Below are 15,919 nucleotides of genomic sequence, written 5' to 3'. Positions count from 1 at the left end.
ATGCATGATCGCTGTTTAGTGTCATACAGGAATAGAAAATGACTGATTTAACAACAATTGTTAAGCGCCGCTATACCAGCAAGGCGCTGGATCCTAACCAAAAGATCCCCCAGGAAAAGATTGATCAGCTAAAAACCCTGTTGCAGTTTGCACCATCATCGGTCAACTCCCAGCCTTGGCATTTTGTTATTGCGGCGACTGCTGAAGGTAAAGCCAAAGTTGCCGAATCCACTGTCAACTATGCGTTTAACACCCCGAAAATCCTAAACGCCTCCCATGTAGTAGTGTTGTGTACCCGTAATTACATCACCGATGAATACTTGGAGCATCTGGCTGACCAGGAACAACAAGATGGCAGAATTTCTGATGAAGCCGCCAAACAAGCACTGCAAAATGGCCGCAAATTTTTCGTCAATATGCATCGTTATGAGCTGAAAGATCTACAACACTGGATGGAAAAACAGACCTATCTGGCACTGGGGACGTTGCTGCTGGGTGCTAGTGTCTTAGAGATTGGCGCTACACCGATAGAAGGATTTGACGCGACAACCCTCAATGCAGTACTGGGACTGCGTGAGCAAGGACTTAACGCCAGTGTTATTGTGGCACTCGGTTACAGTGATGCCACGGATTTTAATGCCAAGCTGCCTAAGTCTCGCTTACCACAGCATGAGATCATCAACGAAATTTAAGTAAGTTAAGGGAACAGCATACGGCTGTTCCCTGCTATTTCTGGGCACTTTTAACTTGCTCCGCTAGCGAGCTGTGGCATAGTAGGTTTTATCGCCAGTTCAGGAAGAATGACGCTATGCTGCTTGCCAGAACCGCTATCCCCCACTCTGCCAATGAGGCTTCGGATATCTGCCGCCATCATGAGGACAATCCGTTAATATGGCCGCTAATGACGCTGTTAAAAGCCTCGGTACACAGCTGGAAAGTGCATCACCTTGCTGCCGAATTGCAGCAGCGAGGGCTAATGAGCCAACTTGATGACAATCCCGAAAAAGACCTGTTTAAACGTAACTTTCTATTGATGAATGCGCTCTATGAATTGCAGGAAATGCTGTTGCCGCAGCAATGGCTGCAAGTGCAATCGATGGATATTAAACTGTACCGAATCGCCCCCGCCAACCCACGCATGTTGCAACGCCAGGATCAGGCATTGCGGGATTATTATCTGGACTGGCGCAATTACGACACGTGTGCCAATGTCGTCAAAGAGATGCTAGCGTCATTCTGGCACTCGTATCAGCAGTATATTGGTGCGGTACCGGAACGGCTCGCTTATCTGGAAGCGTTACAGGTCATGGAGCTGGAAGGCGATGCTAGTGAGCGCGACATCCGCCGCCAATGGCGAAAACTGGCGTTGCGCTGGCATCCAGATCGGCCCAATGGTGATGCGGCAAGGTTTCGTGAAGTATGTGAAGCATGGCAGGTGTTACGTGGCAGTTTAGCATGAGTTATCTCACATCTTAGCGGTCAGTTTACACGCTGCATCAGTAAATTAAGTGATAATTAAGCGTGCCAACCTAAGCTCGGCACCTGCAGTTCTGACGATATTCAACAGCGAATAAGGAGTCTATTTTGCTCAAGCCCATTCTGGTCGCAGTGGTCATTTCCGTTGCATCTCTCTCCGCTCAGGCAGCGGATTTTATTGAAGGTAAACACTATACCCAGATTGCCGATAAAGGCAGTGCGACTCCCAACGTAAGCGAATTTTTCTCGTTCTATTGCCCACACTGTTACCAGATGTCACAAAAGTATTTGCCTTTCATCAAAGCCAACCTGAAACCAGGAGTGGCGTTTGAAAGCAAACACGTGGACTTTATGAACAGTGACTTGGGAACCGAAGTCATGAAGTCTCTCGCGGTCATGGAGCAACTCGGGCTAGAAAAACAGCTGGCTCATGAGATGTTCGCGGCAATTCAAGGCGATGCAGATCATAGCCAGGCAGGTCACCAGCATCAGTCGACCATCAACAGCCGAGACGACATTAAAGCCATTTTTGCCAAAGCAGGCGTTGCTGCAGCGAAGTATGATGAAGTTGCAGACAGCAGTGCCGTCAACGACACCATCAAGCTATGGCGCAAACAACAAAATGATTTCCGTATCGACAGCGTACCGACCTTTATCGTTAATGATAAGTACATGATTAATCTTTCAGAAATGCATAGTGTCAAAGACCTAGTAGATATTATTAACTATCTGGCGACCGAAAAGGATGCGAAAAAATCAGGCGGCAGCATCGGCTGGTTATTTATTGCCCTGTGCGGCTTGGCAGCACTGACACGTCGTCGCATTGCGTGATTTCTGTAAGACAGACATAAAGAAAAGGGCCGCCAATGGCCCTTTTCTACATTCAGACGTCGATGTTTGGTTACCCACCAAACATCCGCTGCCACCAAGGTCGCGACTCGCCACAATTAGCCGCAGGATGATAACTGTCTGCCAAGGCCGGTGCCGCCACGACATCACTGCAATCGGGTTGTTTTGCCACCCCGGTATCACGATCAAAATAGCCCTGAACCACACCATTCACCGGTGGTAAACGCAATGACAGCGGGGCACGACTATTCAGGAAGCTACGGTAAATTGCCATAGCGCCACTGCTACCATACAAACCGGTTTTACCGTTATCGTCCCTGCCAACCCAGATTGCGGCCACATTACGTTCATCAAATCCAGCAAACCAGGAGTCGCGTTGATCGTTACTGGTACCGGTTTTACCTGCCAGCTTAACACCGGGGAACGCGGCCCCGAGCCTGGCAGCAGTACCGGTTTGCACCACCTGAGTCAACGCATACTGCACCAGATAATTTACGGCAGGATCGATGGCTTCCGTTTGTGGCAAATGGCTGACAGGCAGTGGCTGATTGTCTTTATCCAGCACAGCCGTTACTGCATACAATTGCCGATAACGGCCGTTGTTTGCCAGCGTCTGGTATACCTGCGCCACCATCAGCGGTGAACCGTTGACAGCCCCCAATAACATTGACGGATAGGCAGCAACAGGCTCATTCCAACCGGCTTGCTGCAAGGTCGTCGCGACGGCCTCTAGGCCAACGGCCATCCCCAGATTCACCGTAGGCACATTCATGGAGTTTGTCAGTGCCGCCAGCAAGGAAACCTGACCACTAAACTGCCGATCATCATTTTTTGGTGACCAAGTCTGCCCCTGTTCGTTTTTAAGGGTAATCGGTTGATCTTTCAAGGGCGTCAACAGATTGTAGTTGTTACCCTGTGCTAAGGCAGTAGCATAGACAAAGGGTTTCACCAGCGAACCGATAGGCCGACGGATCTCTTCAGCACGATCGTAACCGTCATATCCTGGATTACGATCACCAACCATCGCCGCAATGCCATAGGTATAACGTTCAGTGACCACCATGCCAGCCTGCAATCCGCTATTTTTACTGTCCAGGGCAGAAATAGTAGCGCTGACGGCTTTCTCTGCCGCCTCCTGCGCCAACGGATCCAGGGTGGTATACACCTTAATACCGGATTGCTTGAGCAGAGCATCACCGTAACGGTCGCGCAGTTCCTGCTTCACCCGTGCGAAAAACGCTGGCAATTTCTGGTGTACAGGGCGGGCAGCATTACGTAATCCCAACGGGGAGGCTGCTGCTACTTTATACTGTTCAACGCTGATTTTGTTACCTTCCATCATCAGCCGCAGAACCAGATCACGTCGTTCCTGCGCCCGCTGCGGATAACGCCAAGGATTGTAATAGGATGGGCCTTTGATCTCCGCCACCAGCAGTGCCTGCTGCGCCAACGTCAGTTCGCCAATGGGGCGACCAAAATAAAACTGTGAGGCTAGCCCCATACCGTGGATCGCCCGGTTATGATCCTGCCCCATATACACTTCGTTAAGATACGCTTCGAGGATCTCCTCTTTGCTGTAGCGCGCATCAATAATGATTGCCATCAGCGCTTCGCGGATCTTACGGATGAGAGAACGCTCACTGGTAAGAAAGAAATTCTTGGCTAACTGTTGGGTCAGGGTGGAGCCGCCCTGTACTGTGCGCCCAGCACTGAGATTGACCATGGCTGCCCGCACAATCGCTAGCGGATTAATCCCGTAATGTTCATAAAAGCTGCGATCTTCCGTGAGCAGTAGACCATCGACCACAGATTTAGGGATCTCCGCGGTTGGCACAAACAATCGATCTTCTCCATCGCCGGTAACAATGCGATCCAGTAACACAGGTTCCAGATGAAACACGGCCAGTTGCCGGTGATCGCTTAAACGCTCAACCGAAGCCACGCCATTGCTGTCAAAACTCACCATCACCTGTTGTGCAGGCTGCGGACCTTCTGGATGTAAAAAAGGTCTGCGCCACAGCTCTACCCGGGTAGATGACGCAGAAAACTCGCCAATTTGGCGAGGGTTAGCCACTTTGCGATACCCCAGCAGCTTGAGTTCATCAATAAACTGCGAGTGACTCACCGGGGCGCTGGGATAAAGAGGCATCGAACGGCTGAAGATCTGTGCTGGCAGATACCACTTTTGACCTTCAAATTTACGAGCGATGATCTGATCTAAATAAATACAGTAGATCGCCAACACCGCCACGATAACCAGCGTCAATTTCCAGCCAAAGGACCACAACTGACGCCATAAACCACCCGTTGATTTCGAGGTGGTTTTACTACTTTTAGCGCTATTTTTCCGGTTATTCTTCGCAGTTACCATGATAATTCCACGTCAGGACAGCTTTGCCTCAGTTTTCTTCTTGGTGTATTTCGTTGGCAGGGTATTGGCTGGATCATCCGGCCACAGATGTTTGGGATAACGACCACGCATCTCTTTTTTAACGTCGGTGTACGGCCCTTGCCAGAAACTGCCAAGATCCGCCGTCAATGCCAAAGGTCTGTGCGCCGGCGACAACAGTTCCATGGTGATCACCAGTTTACCTTGCAGCAACCGCGGACTGTCTGACATGCCCAACGCCTCTTGTAGTCGCACACTTAATAACGCGCGACCATTCTCATCATAACGAATGGGTGCCCGAGTGCCGGTGACCATAGGCCAATGTGTTGGTAACCATTCATCCAGTTGTTGCCGAGCCTGCCAAGGCAAACGGTTGAGTAGCAGTGAGTAAATGTCCAAGGTTGCCAATTGCTTGAGTTGCGATACATCATCCAGATAAGGCGCTAGCCACTGCTCCAATGATGCTAGCAGCGCAGCGTCACTGACATCTGGAAACTGTATGGGATCTACAGATTGTGCGAGTCGTAACCTGAACTGTAACTGTCTAACACTATCGTCCATGTTCAACAGGCCAAGACCTCGTTGCCTTATCAGTGTCAGCAGCGCTTTGCGTTTAAGTGCATTGTCGGGTTGGGGCAACTGCTCACGTTTCAGCACCAATTTACCTAAGCAAAGTTGTCGCTCTGCCAAAAAACGCCCTTTATTGTCATCCCAAGCAGCGTCTTCACGCCACTCAGTGAGAAATGCCAGTTCATTATCCAGCAGCCCAGCAGGTAGCATTGCCGCTAGGTAGGCTCGACCACTGCTGCGGCCTTCCTGCTCTTGAAAATCGGCGATGACCAGCCACTCGGCACTAGCCAGAGCATCGTCGTGCTCCAAAACCACGCCGGTGCCATTTGCTAGCACAAAACCTGCAGCACCTCGGGCTCTAGCTATCCGGTCTGGAAATGCCAGCGCCAGCAACCATGCCACGTCCTGATTATTGGCGGCATGCAGATAACGCGCAGGCTCTTCGGGTAACTGGCATCGGCGTAACCATAATTTTGCCTGTTTAGCTTCAGGCCCGCGCAATAACTGTGGCAGTTTATCCAGCACATCACATCCGGCACCTCGGCTGCGGGCTTCTAGCAACGCCGCTAGTAAACAGGCCAGCCCTAATAACTGCTTGTCACTACTCTCAGCGACCCGCGTCTGTGCTTTGACCAACATATGTGCTAGCCGTGGTGAAGCGGCGCCGAACTGATAGGCCGCACGGCCATGTGCGGTCAATTTGTGCTGCCTATCCACCAATTCCAATGTCTGCAACAGTTCCCAAGCGACAGCCTCGTTCGCAGCGTTTGCTGGGGTCAATAACGGCAGCTGGGATAATGATTTCACACCCCAGTTTGCGGCTTCCAATACGGCGGGCAACAACTCACCACACTGAATTTCCGGTTCATCAGCAGCGGCTAAGCGGCCTTGTTCTTCCTGCGACCACAATCGCAGACAAAAACCTGCAGCTAAACGTCCGGCGCGCCCCGCACGCTGCTGCGCTGACGCCTGACTGATCCGCTTCAACCCCAATCGAGTCACCCCAGTGCGTGGATTAAAACTTGCCTGGCGCCGATAACCGCAATCTACCACCATAGTAATACCTTCAATGGTGAGACTGGATTCGGCAACATTAGTAGACAGTACCAGCTTGCGCTTTCCTGTTATGGGGAGCGCGATTGCCGCATCCTGCAATTCAGCGGGTAAATCGCCATACATAAGGTAAATCTGCACATCATCGGGTAACCGGCCTGTGAGATACTCCTGCAATTTGATAATTTCCGCCCGTCCCGGCAGAAAAGCCAACATAGCGCCCTGGCGCTGCATAGTCGTCAATTCAGGGAGATCATCGGAGCCAGCGAACATAGCGACAATAGATTTGCCCATATGGCTAAGCCAAGCAGGTAGCGCACTGCGCGCTTGCACGTTAGCAGGCACTGCGCGATAAGCAACGCTGACCGGGAAACTGCGACCTTCGCTGCTTAATGTGATGGCATCCGGCATCAGTTGCACCAGCGGCAGCCCCTGCAGGGTGGCCGACATCGCCAAGATTTTAAGATCATCTCTGACGGATGTTTGCACTTCAAGCGCCAAAGCCAGCCCCAAATCGGTGGTGAGATGGCGTTCATGGATCTCATCAAAAATCACCATTGCCACACCGTCAAGCGTGGGATCTTTCTGGATCATCCGCGTCAAAATACCTTCGGTGATGATTTCCAACCTAGTATTGCGGCTCACTTGTGTTTCACCGCGAACCCGATAGCCTATTGTCTGCCCTAGAGGTTGCTGCCGACAACGTGCCAGATAGGCGGCAATACTGCGGGCAGCGACGCGACGCGGTTCCAGCATCAATATGCGACCGTTAATTTCCGGCCAGTCGAGCAGTGCCAACGGCAATGCCGTAGACTTACCAGCACCGGTCGGTGCTTGTAGAATCAACTGATTAGCGGTTGTTAGTGCCTGCCGCAACTCCGGCAGCAACTGGGTGATGGGTAACGCGTTCAAATTGACCTGTCTAACTACAAAAAACTGGCGACAGTGTACCGATTTTCAGCGCGACTGGCTAACCGCAGCCCATAACCTGCGAACTGGAGGTTATGATGAGCCTTATCCAAAGCACACTAAGGAGCCATCTTGGAGGAAAATACCCAGCGGTTATTTCTCGGATTTGCGCTTGAAACACAACAACAAGAGGTCAATGCGCTGCAGCAACGCTGTGTTGCGGCCTGTCCTGGCGCACGGATGGTGGCAGCCAAAAATCTGCATATGACACTGGTATTTCTTGGTCAGACACCCGCGGCAACCAAGCCGCAGTTATTGCAGCAGGTGCCACAATTACCGCTACGGCGCTTTACAGTCACGCTGGACCAAATAGTGCTGTGGCCTAAACCTCAGATTTTATGTCTGACAGGTGAGGCAGATGAACCGCTGCTAACGCTGGCAAATGCGGCGGCCAATTTATCTGAACAACTCGGTTTGGCCCCCAAAGAGTACAGTTACCGGCCACATATCACTTTGTTGAGAAAAGCCAAGCATCAGCCCTCATCTCTGCCGCCTACAGCGCTGCAATTAGCACCGACGACCTTAAATCTTTATCACTCGCTCAGCAGCACATCAGGGGTAGAGTATCGGGTTCTCCATCGTTGGCCGTTGCTATGACAACCACCACTACAAGTTTTTCTCCATCAATATGCAGTCCAAAGCCATCCCTTTAGGCGAGTGATAGCGACTATGGCCGAGCGACTGCCAACCACAATGCTGGTAAAAAGGCGCCGCATTCAGCGAGGATTCCAGCGACAAGTGGTGGATATTACAAGCCTTCGCCTGCCGTTCCAAATATTGCAGCATCAAGCGCCCATACCCTTTGCCCATAACCTTGGGCTGGACAAATAAGGCCTCAAGTTTGCAGTTGGGTTGATCCAATTGGCCACATGCCAAGATCTCATGTTGCAGTTCCAGCACATAAAAACCGGCGGACACCAGATCTTCAAAACCAACCGGCATTGGGTCTTCCGTCCAGCGTGATAACACGGCCGGTGAATAATGGCCCCGACAACCGGTGACAATCGCTTGATGACGCAATTCCCACAGAAATTCAGCATCATGTGCGGTAGCGGCTCGGATCAGCATATGCTGTCTCCTTTTGTCATTAACGTGATAAAAAAAGGCCGCCATCGTGGCGGCCTATGTTACCGCTAAGGACTCAATCCATCAGTATTTCAGCGATAGTCAGCATACCGTGAGTGGTCGCACCGGCAGCCCACATTGAGCCTGCATCATCTTCAAATGCTGCGGCCAGATCGATGTGTAGCCACGGGATATCCTTACCCACAAAACGCCACAGAAATGCGGCAGCGTTGGAAGCACCACCGGCCCCACCGCCTTTTACTGGCCGACTGTTGGCGGTGTCAGCATAGGCCGAAGGACACATCTCTTTATGCCAAGGTTCTAACGGCAAAGGCCAGACATGTTCCGCAACGCTTTGCGCTTTCTCTTCAGCAAACTGCAACATGGCTTTCTGTGGTGAAAAAATCGCATTGTAATTGCTGCTGACCGCCATCACCGCCGCACCGGTTAATGTGGCGGCATCAATAATCAGTCCGGCTTGGGCTTCAGTAGCCGCCTGTAGACCATCTGCCAGCACCAGTCGACCTTCAGCGTCAGTGTTGACGACTTCAACGGTTGTCCCATTTTTATAGGTGATAATGTCGCCGAGTTTATAGGCACGACCACTCACCAGATTTTCAGCACAGCACAGGTAAAGTTTTACCCGTTTATTGAGACCACGCTGAATAGCCAGCCCCAACGCTGCGGCAACAGTCGCGGCACCGCCCATGTCGGCCTTCATGCCCAGCATTCCTTGAGAGCTTTTAAGACTATAGCCACCAGAATCAAACGTGATCCCCTTACCGACCAACGCAACCGCTACCGGCGCATCCACGCCAGCTGGATTGTAATCCAGCTCCAGCATTGCCGGAGCGCGCTCACTGCCACGCCCTACGGCATAAATTCCCGCCCACTGCTGTGCCAGTAGCTCTTCACCTTCTATAATGCGATAGCTGATACGAGCACCACCCAATTGTTGCAACCAAGCCGCCGCCGCTAGCGCCAGTTTTACTGGAGACAAATTTTCTGGCGTTTCGTTAATCAACTGCCGTGCAAACTGACTGCAAGCCGCACGAAGTTGCAGTTCCTGCTGTGCTTTGTCGCTGCCACTCCAGTGTATAACGTGGCCGCCTTTGGCGGTGACAAACCCCTGATGAAAGGCCCATTGGCTATCGATATCCCACAATTGCCCTTCCAGTTTAACCTGGCTCACCCCCTGAGTGCGCAGTTTACGGGCGGCTTTCTGCACACTCCGTAACGGCATCTCTTCCGGCAGGTGGATCAACGCGCCATCACCGGTGAAACTCAGTTCGGTCTTACCCCATACGGCGGCTGCAGCCTGATCGGTCAGCACTACCTTCATTACTTGATCCATGATTTATCCTTCTCACTGTGGGTACCACTGCAGATACCCTTTGGCAGCAAGTGTATAGCATTGCACCGAGCTGCTAAAGTTATCCAGAGCGTGATATTTGTGAGAAAGCGTAAACCCTGCTAGGCTGTGGCGTTTCTATATTTAGGCTTGTGGTAAAAATAGAGATTTAGCGGCATGAAATTCACTTCGCCATTGCAACAGGCAGTATTGCTGAAGCGCTATAAGCGGTTTTTAGCCGATGTGCAGTTGCCGGATGGCAGTGAAACAACGCTGCATTGCCCGAACACAGGTTCCATGAAGAATTGTCAGTTTCCTGGGCAACCCGTGTGGTACTCAGTGTCGGACAATACTAAGCGTAAATATCCCGGCACCTGGGAGCTGATGCAAAATCCACAAGGACAATTGATAGGCGTTAATACTGGCCGGGCTAACGAATTGGTGGCGGAAGCTATCAGCAACGGCATCATTGCTGAGTTACAAGGTTATCAATCCTTGCGCCGGGAAGTGAAATATGGCGAAGAAAATAGTCGTATTGACATATTTCTGAGCAATGGTGTTCGCCCTGACTGTTACGTGGAAGTCAAGAACACCACCTTGCTGGAAGGCGATTGTGGTTATTTTCCAGACGCAGTCACCACTCGCGGGCAAAAACATCTGCGAGAATTGATGGCAGTAGTGGAAAAAGGTCAACGGGGAGTGTTAATGTTCCTCGTCCAGCACACAGGCATAAAAAAGGTGGCTGCAGCTCGGCATATTGACCCAGATTATGCGGATTTACTTGTACAGGCGGTAGCGCACGGTGTTGAGGTACTGGTTTACGCCACGTCCCTGAGCCCTGAAGCTTTTCAGGTGGAAAAGCGCTTACCCTTCCTGGAAGGAAACCGGGAATAATAACGTAAAAATTTGCTCAAAAGGAAATTAGCAGACATATTCAAAGATATGATCACCGATTTTTGGAAATGTTTGCCTAGGTAAATAGATTCTGCTATAGATAGCGGCCGTTCGCAAAAACGCCCTATGACGCAAATTGAAACAGGAGATGCGTTATGCCTGAAGGCACTAAAACACTTGGTGTACTCGCTATCGCTGGTCTGAGTCCTTATCAGGAACAACCTGGTGAGGAATACATGAACCCTCAACAGTTGGCTCACTTCAGAGCCATTCTGGAAGCCTGGCGTAAACAGCTGCGTCACGAAGTTGATCGTACCGTAACGCACATGCAGGACGAAGCGGCTAACTTTCCTGATCCAGTAGATAGAGCTGCGCAGGAAGAAGAGTTCAGTCTCGAACTGCGGGCTCGTGACCGTGAGCGTAAGCTGATCAAGAAAATTGAGAAAACACTGAAAAAGATTGAAGACGATGATTTCGGCTTTTGCGAATCTTGTGGGGTTGAAATAGGTATCCGTCGCTTGGAAGCTCGTCCTACGGCAGATCTGTGTATCGACTGCAAGACGCTCGCTGAGATCAAAGAAAAACAGATGGCAGGTTAATTCCTGCCCCAACAACCGCGGGGCACACTACCCCGCGTTGATGTTGCCGTTGCTCAGGATATGAATATCACCACCAGCCCGGCCTACGTCGGACGCTTTGCGCCATCTCCATCCGGTTCCCTGCATTTTGGTTCTCTTATTGCCGCTCTCGGTAGCTTTTTGCGTGCCCGATCCTGTGGCGGCAAGTGGCTGCTACGTATCGAAGATATTGACCCTCCAAGAGAAATAGAAGGGGCAGCAGACGATATTCGCCGCACGCTGGAGCTCTATGGATTGCATTGGGACGACAAAGTGTTGTATCAGAGCCAGCGCTTCAACGCTTATCAAGCGTGTATCGATCAATTATTGGCGCAGGGAGAGGCTTACTTCTGTCAATGCAGTCGCAAGACCATTCAGGAACAGATGCACGGACTCTACAACGGTCACTGTCGTCAGTTGGCACTGCCAGAAGGCGCAGTGCGAATATATAACCAGCAACAGGTCGCCAGTTTTGATGATCTGTTACTTGGCAAAATCCAGGTCACCAGTGACTTTGCCAGTGAAGATTTTATCATTCAGCGCAGCGATGGCTTGTATGCGTACCAACTGGCAGTAGTGCTGGATGATGCTTACCAGGAGGTGACAGAGATAGTGCGCGGAGCCGACTTACTAGAAGCCAGCTGCCGCCAGTTGAGCTTATATCGGCAACTCGGCTTGCCGTTACCACAATTTTTACATCTGCCGCTGGCAGTGCTCAAACCCGGTTTTAAACTTTCCAAGCAGAACCATGCTGAAGCGCTGGATAAAAAACGGCCCCATATTGCGCTACAACAGGCATTAGCCTTTCTCGGACAACCTCCCGTCACTGTTGATATGCCCGAGCGCATGCTGGCGCAAGCGGTCGCACAGTTTGATCTGCAGCGGATCCCCAAACAAACCGAGATCCTCATCGGCAGCTGAATATACTCATCCCTCGCTAATTGGTATATGATAGCCGCCAGTTTTGTTCCCAAACTTTGTGATCACACTTAGAGGTGCCCTATTTTTCGCCGTATCACACAGTTCTGTAAGCAGTTGTTTGACGATGGCCCAGCTGCCAAACTTCCCGAAGAAGCCTATACAGACACAGCACTCAGTCTAGAGATCATTCCCCGCGATGGTCATAGTATCTCCCGCAAGCAGATCAGCGATAACGCGCTGAAAGTGTTATATCGCCTGCATAAATCTGGCTATCAGGCCTATCTGGTAGGCGGCGGTGTGCGTGACTTGCTGCTGGGATTGGAGCCGAAAGATTTTGACGTGGTCACCAATGCCACCCCGGAAGACATCAAAAAACTGTTCCGCAATTGCCGATTAGTGGGACGTCGTTTCCGCCTAGCACATATTGTATTTGGACGAGATGTAATCGAAGTTGCAACGTTCCGCGGTCATCATGGCGAAAACAGCGAGACGATTTCTAAGGTCAATGCTGCAGGGCGACTACTGCGAGACAATGTTTACGGCGATATCGATCAGGACGCAGAGCGCCGAGACTTCACCGTCAACGCCCTGTATTACAGCATTGAAGACTACAGTATCCGCAGCTATGGCGGCGGCTTGCAAGATCTGCAAAATCGTACGCTAAGACTGATTGGCGATCCAGAAACCCGTTACCGTGAAGATCCGGTGCGCATGCTTAGAGCCGTGCGCTTTGCGGGCAAATTAGGTATGCAGATTGAGGCGCATACTGCCGCGCCCATTAAGGCGCTGGCAGGGTTGCTGAAAGATATTCCGGCCGCACGCATGTATGAAGAGATATTGAAGCTGTTTTTTGCCGGTAAAGCCGGGCAGAACCTGCGACTAATGCGTGAGTATCATTTATTTGAGCCATTATTCCCGTTAGTGGAAGCACAGTTGCACGATGACCCCAAGGGGCCAGCCATGCGCATGCTAACGGAAGTGATGCACAGTACTGATGTGCGCATTAACGAGGACAAACCGGTCACCCCGGCTTATTTCTTCGCTGCGCTGTTATGGTATCCCTTGCAAGCTCGTGCGCAGGATATCGCCTCCGAAAGCGGTCTGAGTCATTACGATGCCTTTTATGCCGCCATGGGCGACGTACTGGAACAACAGTGCCAGACCATCAGTATTCCGCGACGCTTTAGCACACCCGCACGCGATATTTGGCAATTGCAGTTACGTTTTGAACGGTCTAAAGGTGGTCGAGCATTCAAGCTGCTGGAACACCCCAAATTCCGTGCTGCCTATGACTTACTGTTGATGCGCGCCAATGCTGAAGGTGGCAATCTAGCAAAACTGGCTGCTTGGTGGCAGCAGTTTGTGGATGCCGATGAAGAGCAGCGCCGCGAACTGGCAAGCGACAGCAACAAAGGCAATCAACGCAACCGTAACGCCAGTCAGCGTCGCCGTCGACCTCGCCGTGGCAAAACTGAAAACACGCCAGAGGCCGCCGAATAAGATGCCACAGGTTTATGTGGCACTAGGCGCCAATCTGGCTGAGCCCAAACAGCAGCTGGAACAGGCAAAAGCCGCACTAACGCAATTAGCAGGCAATAACAGCCTGCGTTTGTCATCCTATTATCGCAGTGCCCCTATGGGCGATGTACCACAACCGGAATACCTCAATGCCGTTGCCTGTTTCGACACCGACCTTGAACCACTGGCACTGCTGGATGCACTACAAGCCATAGAAGCCGCACAAGGACGGACCCGCGAAGTGCGTTGGGGACCGCGCACATTGGACCTGGATCTGCTGCTGTATGGCTCACAGATCATCGATATGCCACGACTAAAGGTACCACACTACGGCATGAAACAACGGGCATTCGTACTGGTACCGTTAGCGGAACTTTCGCCCCATTTACGGCTACCCTGTGGTACATTAATCAGCGATTTGATCGACGCTGACATGCAACGCGCTGTACAGCCGTTACCCTCAACATGAGCCAACGTCGATAGCCATTGCCAGATGCTGGCGGATGGCATATAACTCAGTTCACCCACGTGTTTGGAAGACAAGCTTATGTCCAAAGTCACAATCGCCACACTGCTCAAATACAAGCAGGAAGGCAAGAAATTCGCCTCGCTCACCGCCTATGATGCCAGCTTTGCCAAAGCCTTCGATGAACAAGGTATTGATGTCGTGCTCATCGGTGACTCTCTGGGGATGGTGCTGCAAGGGCAAGACGATACACTGCCCGTTACCCTTGATGACATGTGTTACCACACCCGTTGTGTTCGCCGCGGTATCAGCCGGGCATTACTGGTTGCCGATCTGCCATTTATGGCATACGCCACGCCGGAACAGGCCCTCAGCAACTGTGCCAAGGTGATGCAGGCAGGTGCCGCTATGGTAAAACTGGAAGGTGGTCACTGGCTAATGCCCACCGTCAAAATGCTCACTGAACGCGGTATCCCAGTATGTGCTCACATTGGTCTGACACCGCAGTCCGTACATGTGTTTGGTGGCTTTAAGATTCAGGGACGAGATGAAGACAACGCTAAACGCATCCTTGATGAAGCAAAGGGCTTTGAAGCTGCTGGGGCACAATTACTGGTACTCGAATGTATTCCTGCTGCGCTGGCTAAAGCAGTCACTGAAGCCGTGCGCATTCCAGTGATTGGTATCGGTGCTGGCAAAGACACCGATGGACAAATTCTGGTGATGCACGATGTGCTGGGCATCTCTTCCGGCTATATTCCTAAATTCTCCAAAAATTACCTCAAGCAAACCGGTGATATCCGCGCAGCAATTAGCGCTTATATTGAGGAAGTACAGCAGGGACTGTTCCCCGCTGATGAGCATACATTCAACTGAACACCTTTTGGATCATTACGTAAATGTTGACAACCGCTAAGATAGAGGAAATCCGCGCCCGGATTAAAACCTGGAAAAACAAGGGAGAAAGTGTTGCCTTTGTTCCCACAATGGGTAATCTGCACGCGGGCCATATCAGCCTGATCACCGAAGGCAGACGCCGCGCCGATCATGTCGTCGCCTCAATCTTCGTCAACCCGATGCAATTCGGGCCGAATGAAGATCTCGCTGGCTATCCAAGGACACTGGAAGCTGATCAGCAGAAACTAGTGGAAGCAGGCTGCGAACTGCTGTTTTTACCAACGCCAGAGATTATCTATCCCCGAGGTCTAGCAGCACAAACGTTTGTTGAAGTTCCTGGGATCTCAGAACAGCTGTGCGGTGCCACCCGTCCCGGTCATTTCCGCGGTGCCGCCACCATCGTCTGCAAACTGTTCAACATCGTACAGCCTGATATTGCCCTATTTGGCCGTAAAGATTATCAGCAGTTGCAGATTATTCGCACCATGGTTGAAGACTTGTCACTGCCAGTGGAAGTGATGGGCGTTGATACCGTGCGAGAATCTTCGGGGCTGGCACTGAGTAGCCGTAATGGTTATCTCACCGCAGAAGAACGCGCCAAAGCGCCAGCGCTAAAAAGAACGCTGGATGATCTGGCGGAGGCAATCAAAGCGGGTAACGCCGTTGATAGTGCCATCAACAGCGCCAAAGCCGCATTGCAGGCGGCCGGATTAACGCCAGATTATATTGAGCTTCGCCAGGCACAAACGCTGACACCAGCGACAGATAAAGATAAAGAGTTAGTGCTGCTTGCTGCAGCATATCTCGGTAAAGCCCGTCTGATCGACAATCTGGTGTTTAATCGTTAACGCCCAGCCACCAGTTGCCATATTAAAACCGCAACT

15 protein-coding genes are annotated in these 15,919 nt (G+C 51.4%); 11 read left to right on the top strand and 4 right to left on the bottom strand.

The genetic code is table 11. From position 1 onward, the window contains the following. Positions 1–38: 38 nt before the first annotated feature. From nfsB to IE064_RS05810, 3 genes are all read left to right on the top strand, one after another. On the top strand, positions 39–692 hold the full coding sequence (gene nfsB, locus IE064_RS05820; RefSeq protein WP_189617035.1) for an oxygen-insensitive NAD(P)H nitroreductase: 654 nt from the start codon (positions 39–41) through the stop codon (positions 690–692). Between the two features lie 116 nt (positions 693–808). Beyond that, positions 809–1,459 carry a DNA-J related domain-containing protein gene (locus tag IE064_RS05815; protein ID WP_189617034.1) on the top strand — a complete coding sequence of 217 codons (651 nt, stop codon included), beginning with the start codon at positions 809–811 and terminating at the stop codon, positions 1,457–1,459. Between the two features lie 125 nt (positions 1,460–1,584). Further along, positions 1,585–2,307: a DsbA family protein gene (locus IE064_RS05810; protein ID WP_189617033.1), complete on the top strand. Its 723-nt coding sequence runs from the start codon at positions 1,585–1,587 to the stop codon at positions 2,305–2,307. 70 nt (positions 2,308–2,377) lie between these two features. On the opposite strand, the gene mrcB is transcribed toward IE064_RS05810, so the two are convergent. Next, positions 2,378–4,696: a penicillin-binding protein 1B gene (gene mrcB / locus IE064_RS05805; RefSeq protein WP_189617032.1), complete on the bottom strand. Its 2,319-nt coding sequence runs from the start codon at positions 4,694–4,696 to the stop codon at positions 2,378–2,380. 12 nt (positions 4,697–4,708) lie between these two features. Beyond that, positions 4,709–7,249 carry an ATP-dependent helicase HrpB gene (hrpB, locus tag IE064_RS05800; RefSeq protein ID WP_189617031.1) on the bottom strand — a complete coding sequence of 847 codons (2,541 nt, stop codon included), beginning with the start codon at positions 7,247–7,249 and terminating at the stop codon, positions 4,709–4,711. Positions 7,250–7,378: 129 nt separating this feature from the next. Here hrpB and thpR point away from each other — a divergent pair, with 129 nt between their 5' ends. Then, complete coding sequence (gene thpR / locus IE064_RS05795) at positions 7,379–7,903, top strand: RNA 2',3'-cyclic phosphodiesterase (RefSeq protein ID WP_189617030.1); 525 nt, start codon at positions 7,379–7,381, stop codon at positions 7,901–7,903. Positions 7,904–7,912: 9 nt separating this feature from the next. On the opposite strand, the gene IE064_RS05790 is transcribed toward thpR, so the two are convergent. Together IE064_RS05790 and pepB are read right to left on the bottom strand one after the other, a co-directional pair. After that, on the bottom strand, positions 7,913–8,374 hold the full coding sequence (locus IE064_RS05790; RefSeq protein ID WP_165900151.1) for a GNAT family N-acetyltransferase: 462 nt from the start codon (positions 8,372–8,374) through the stop codon (positions 7,913–7,915). 73 nt (positions 8,375–8,447) lie between these two features. Then, positions 8,448–9,725 carry an aminopeptidase PepB gene (gene pepB, locus IE064_RS05785; protein ID WP_189617029.1) on the bottom strand — a complete coding sequence of 426 codons (1,278 nt, stop codon included), beginning with the start codon at positions 9,723–9,725 and terminating at the stop codon, positions 8,448–8,450. Positions 9,726–9,899: 174 nt separating this feature from the next. Between pepB and sfsA the strand changes: the two genes are divergently transcribed. The 7 genes from sfsA (at position 9,900) to panC (ending at position 15,883) form a co-directional block, all read left to right on the top strand. Beyond that, positions 9,900–10,616: a DNA/RNA nuclease SfsA gene (gene sfsA / locus IE064_RS05780; RefSeq protein ID WP_189617028.1), complete on the top strand. Its 717-nt coding sequence runs from the start codon at positions 9,900–9,902 to the stop codon at positions 10,614–10,616. A gap of 155 nt (positions 10,617–10,771) precedes the next feature. Then, positions 10,772–11,215: an RNA polymerase-binding protein DksA gene (dksA, locus tag IE064_RS05775; RefSeq protein ID WP_133039812.1), complete on the top strand. Its 444-nt coding sequence runs from the start codon at positions 10,772–10,774 to the stop codon at positions 11,213–11,215. Positions 11,216–11,275: 60 nt separating this feature from the next. Then, positions 11,276–12,154: a tRNA glutamyl-Q(34) synthetase GluQRS gene (gene gluQRS, locus IE064_RS05770; protein WP_189617027.1), complete on the top strand. Its 879-nt coding sequence runs from the start codon at positions 11,276–11,278 to the stop codon at positions 12,152–12,154. A gap of 186 nt (positions 12,155–12,340) precedes the next feature. Continuing rightward, entirely contained in the window at positions 12,341–13,654 is a 1,314-nt protein-coding gene (pcnB, locus tag IE064_RS05765; protein ID WP_189617059.1) for a polynucleotide adenylyltransferase PcnB, read from the top strand. A gap of 1 nt (position 13,655) precedes the next feature. Then, a complete protein-coding gene (gene folK / locus IE064_RS05760; protein ID WP_189617026.1) occupies positions 13,656–14,141 on the top strand; it encodes a 2-amino-4-hydroxy-6-hydroxymethyldihydropteridine diphosphokinase in 486 nt (161 codons plus the stop codon). 78 nt (positions 14,142–14,219) lie between these two features. Further along, on the top strand, positions 14,220–15,014 hold the full coding sequence (gene panB / locus IE064_RS05755; protein WP_189617025.1) for a 3-methyl-2-oxobutanoate hydroxymethyltransferase: 795 nt from the start codon (positions 14,220–14,222) through the stop codon (positions 15,012–15,014). Positions 15,015–15,037: 23 nt separating this feature from the next. Further along, the gene (gene panC / locus IE064_RS05750; RefSeq protein ID WP_189617024.1) at positions 15,038–15,883 is read left to right on the top strand and encodes a pantoate--beta-alanine ligase; all 846 of its coding nucleotides are present in this window, start codon (positions 15,038–15,040) and stop codon (positions 15,881–15,883) included. The last annotated feature ends 36 nt before the right edge of the window (positions 15,884–15,919 follow it).

Origin of the sequence: Shewanella fodinae (assembly GCF_014651955.1) — a bacterium.
Lineage (GTDB): Bacteria > Pseudomonadota > Gammaproteobacteria > Enterobacterales > Shewanellaceae > Shewanella > Shewanella fodinae.
The sequence above is the reverse complement of the archived record's forward strand: the minus strand, read 5'-3'. Positions and strand labels throughout refer to the sequence as shown.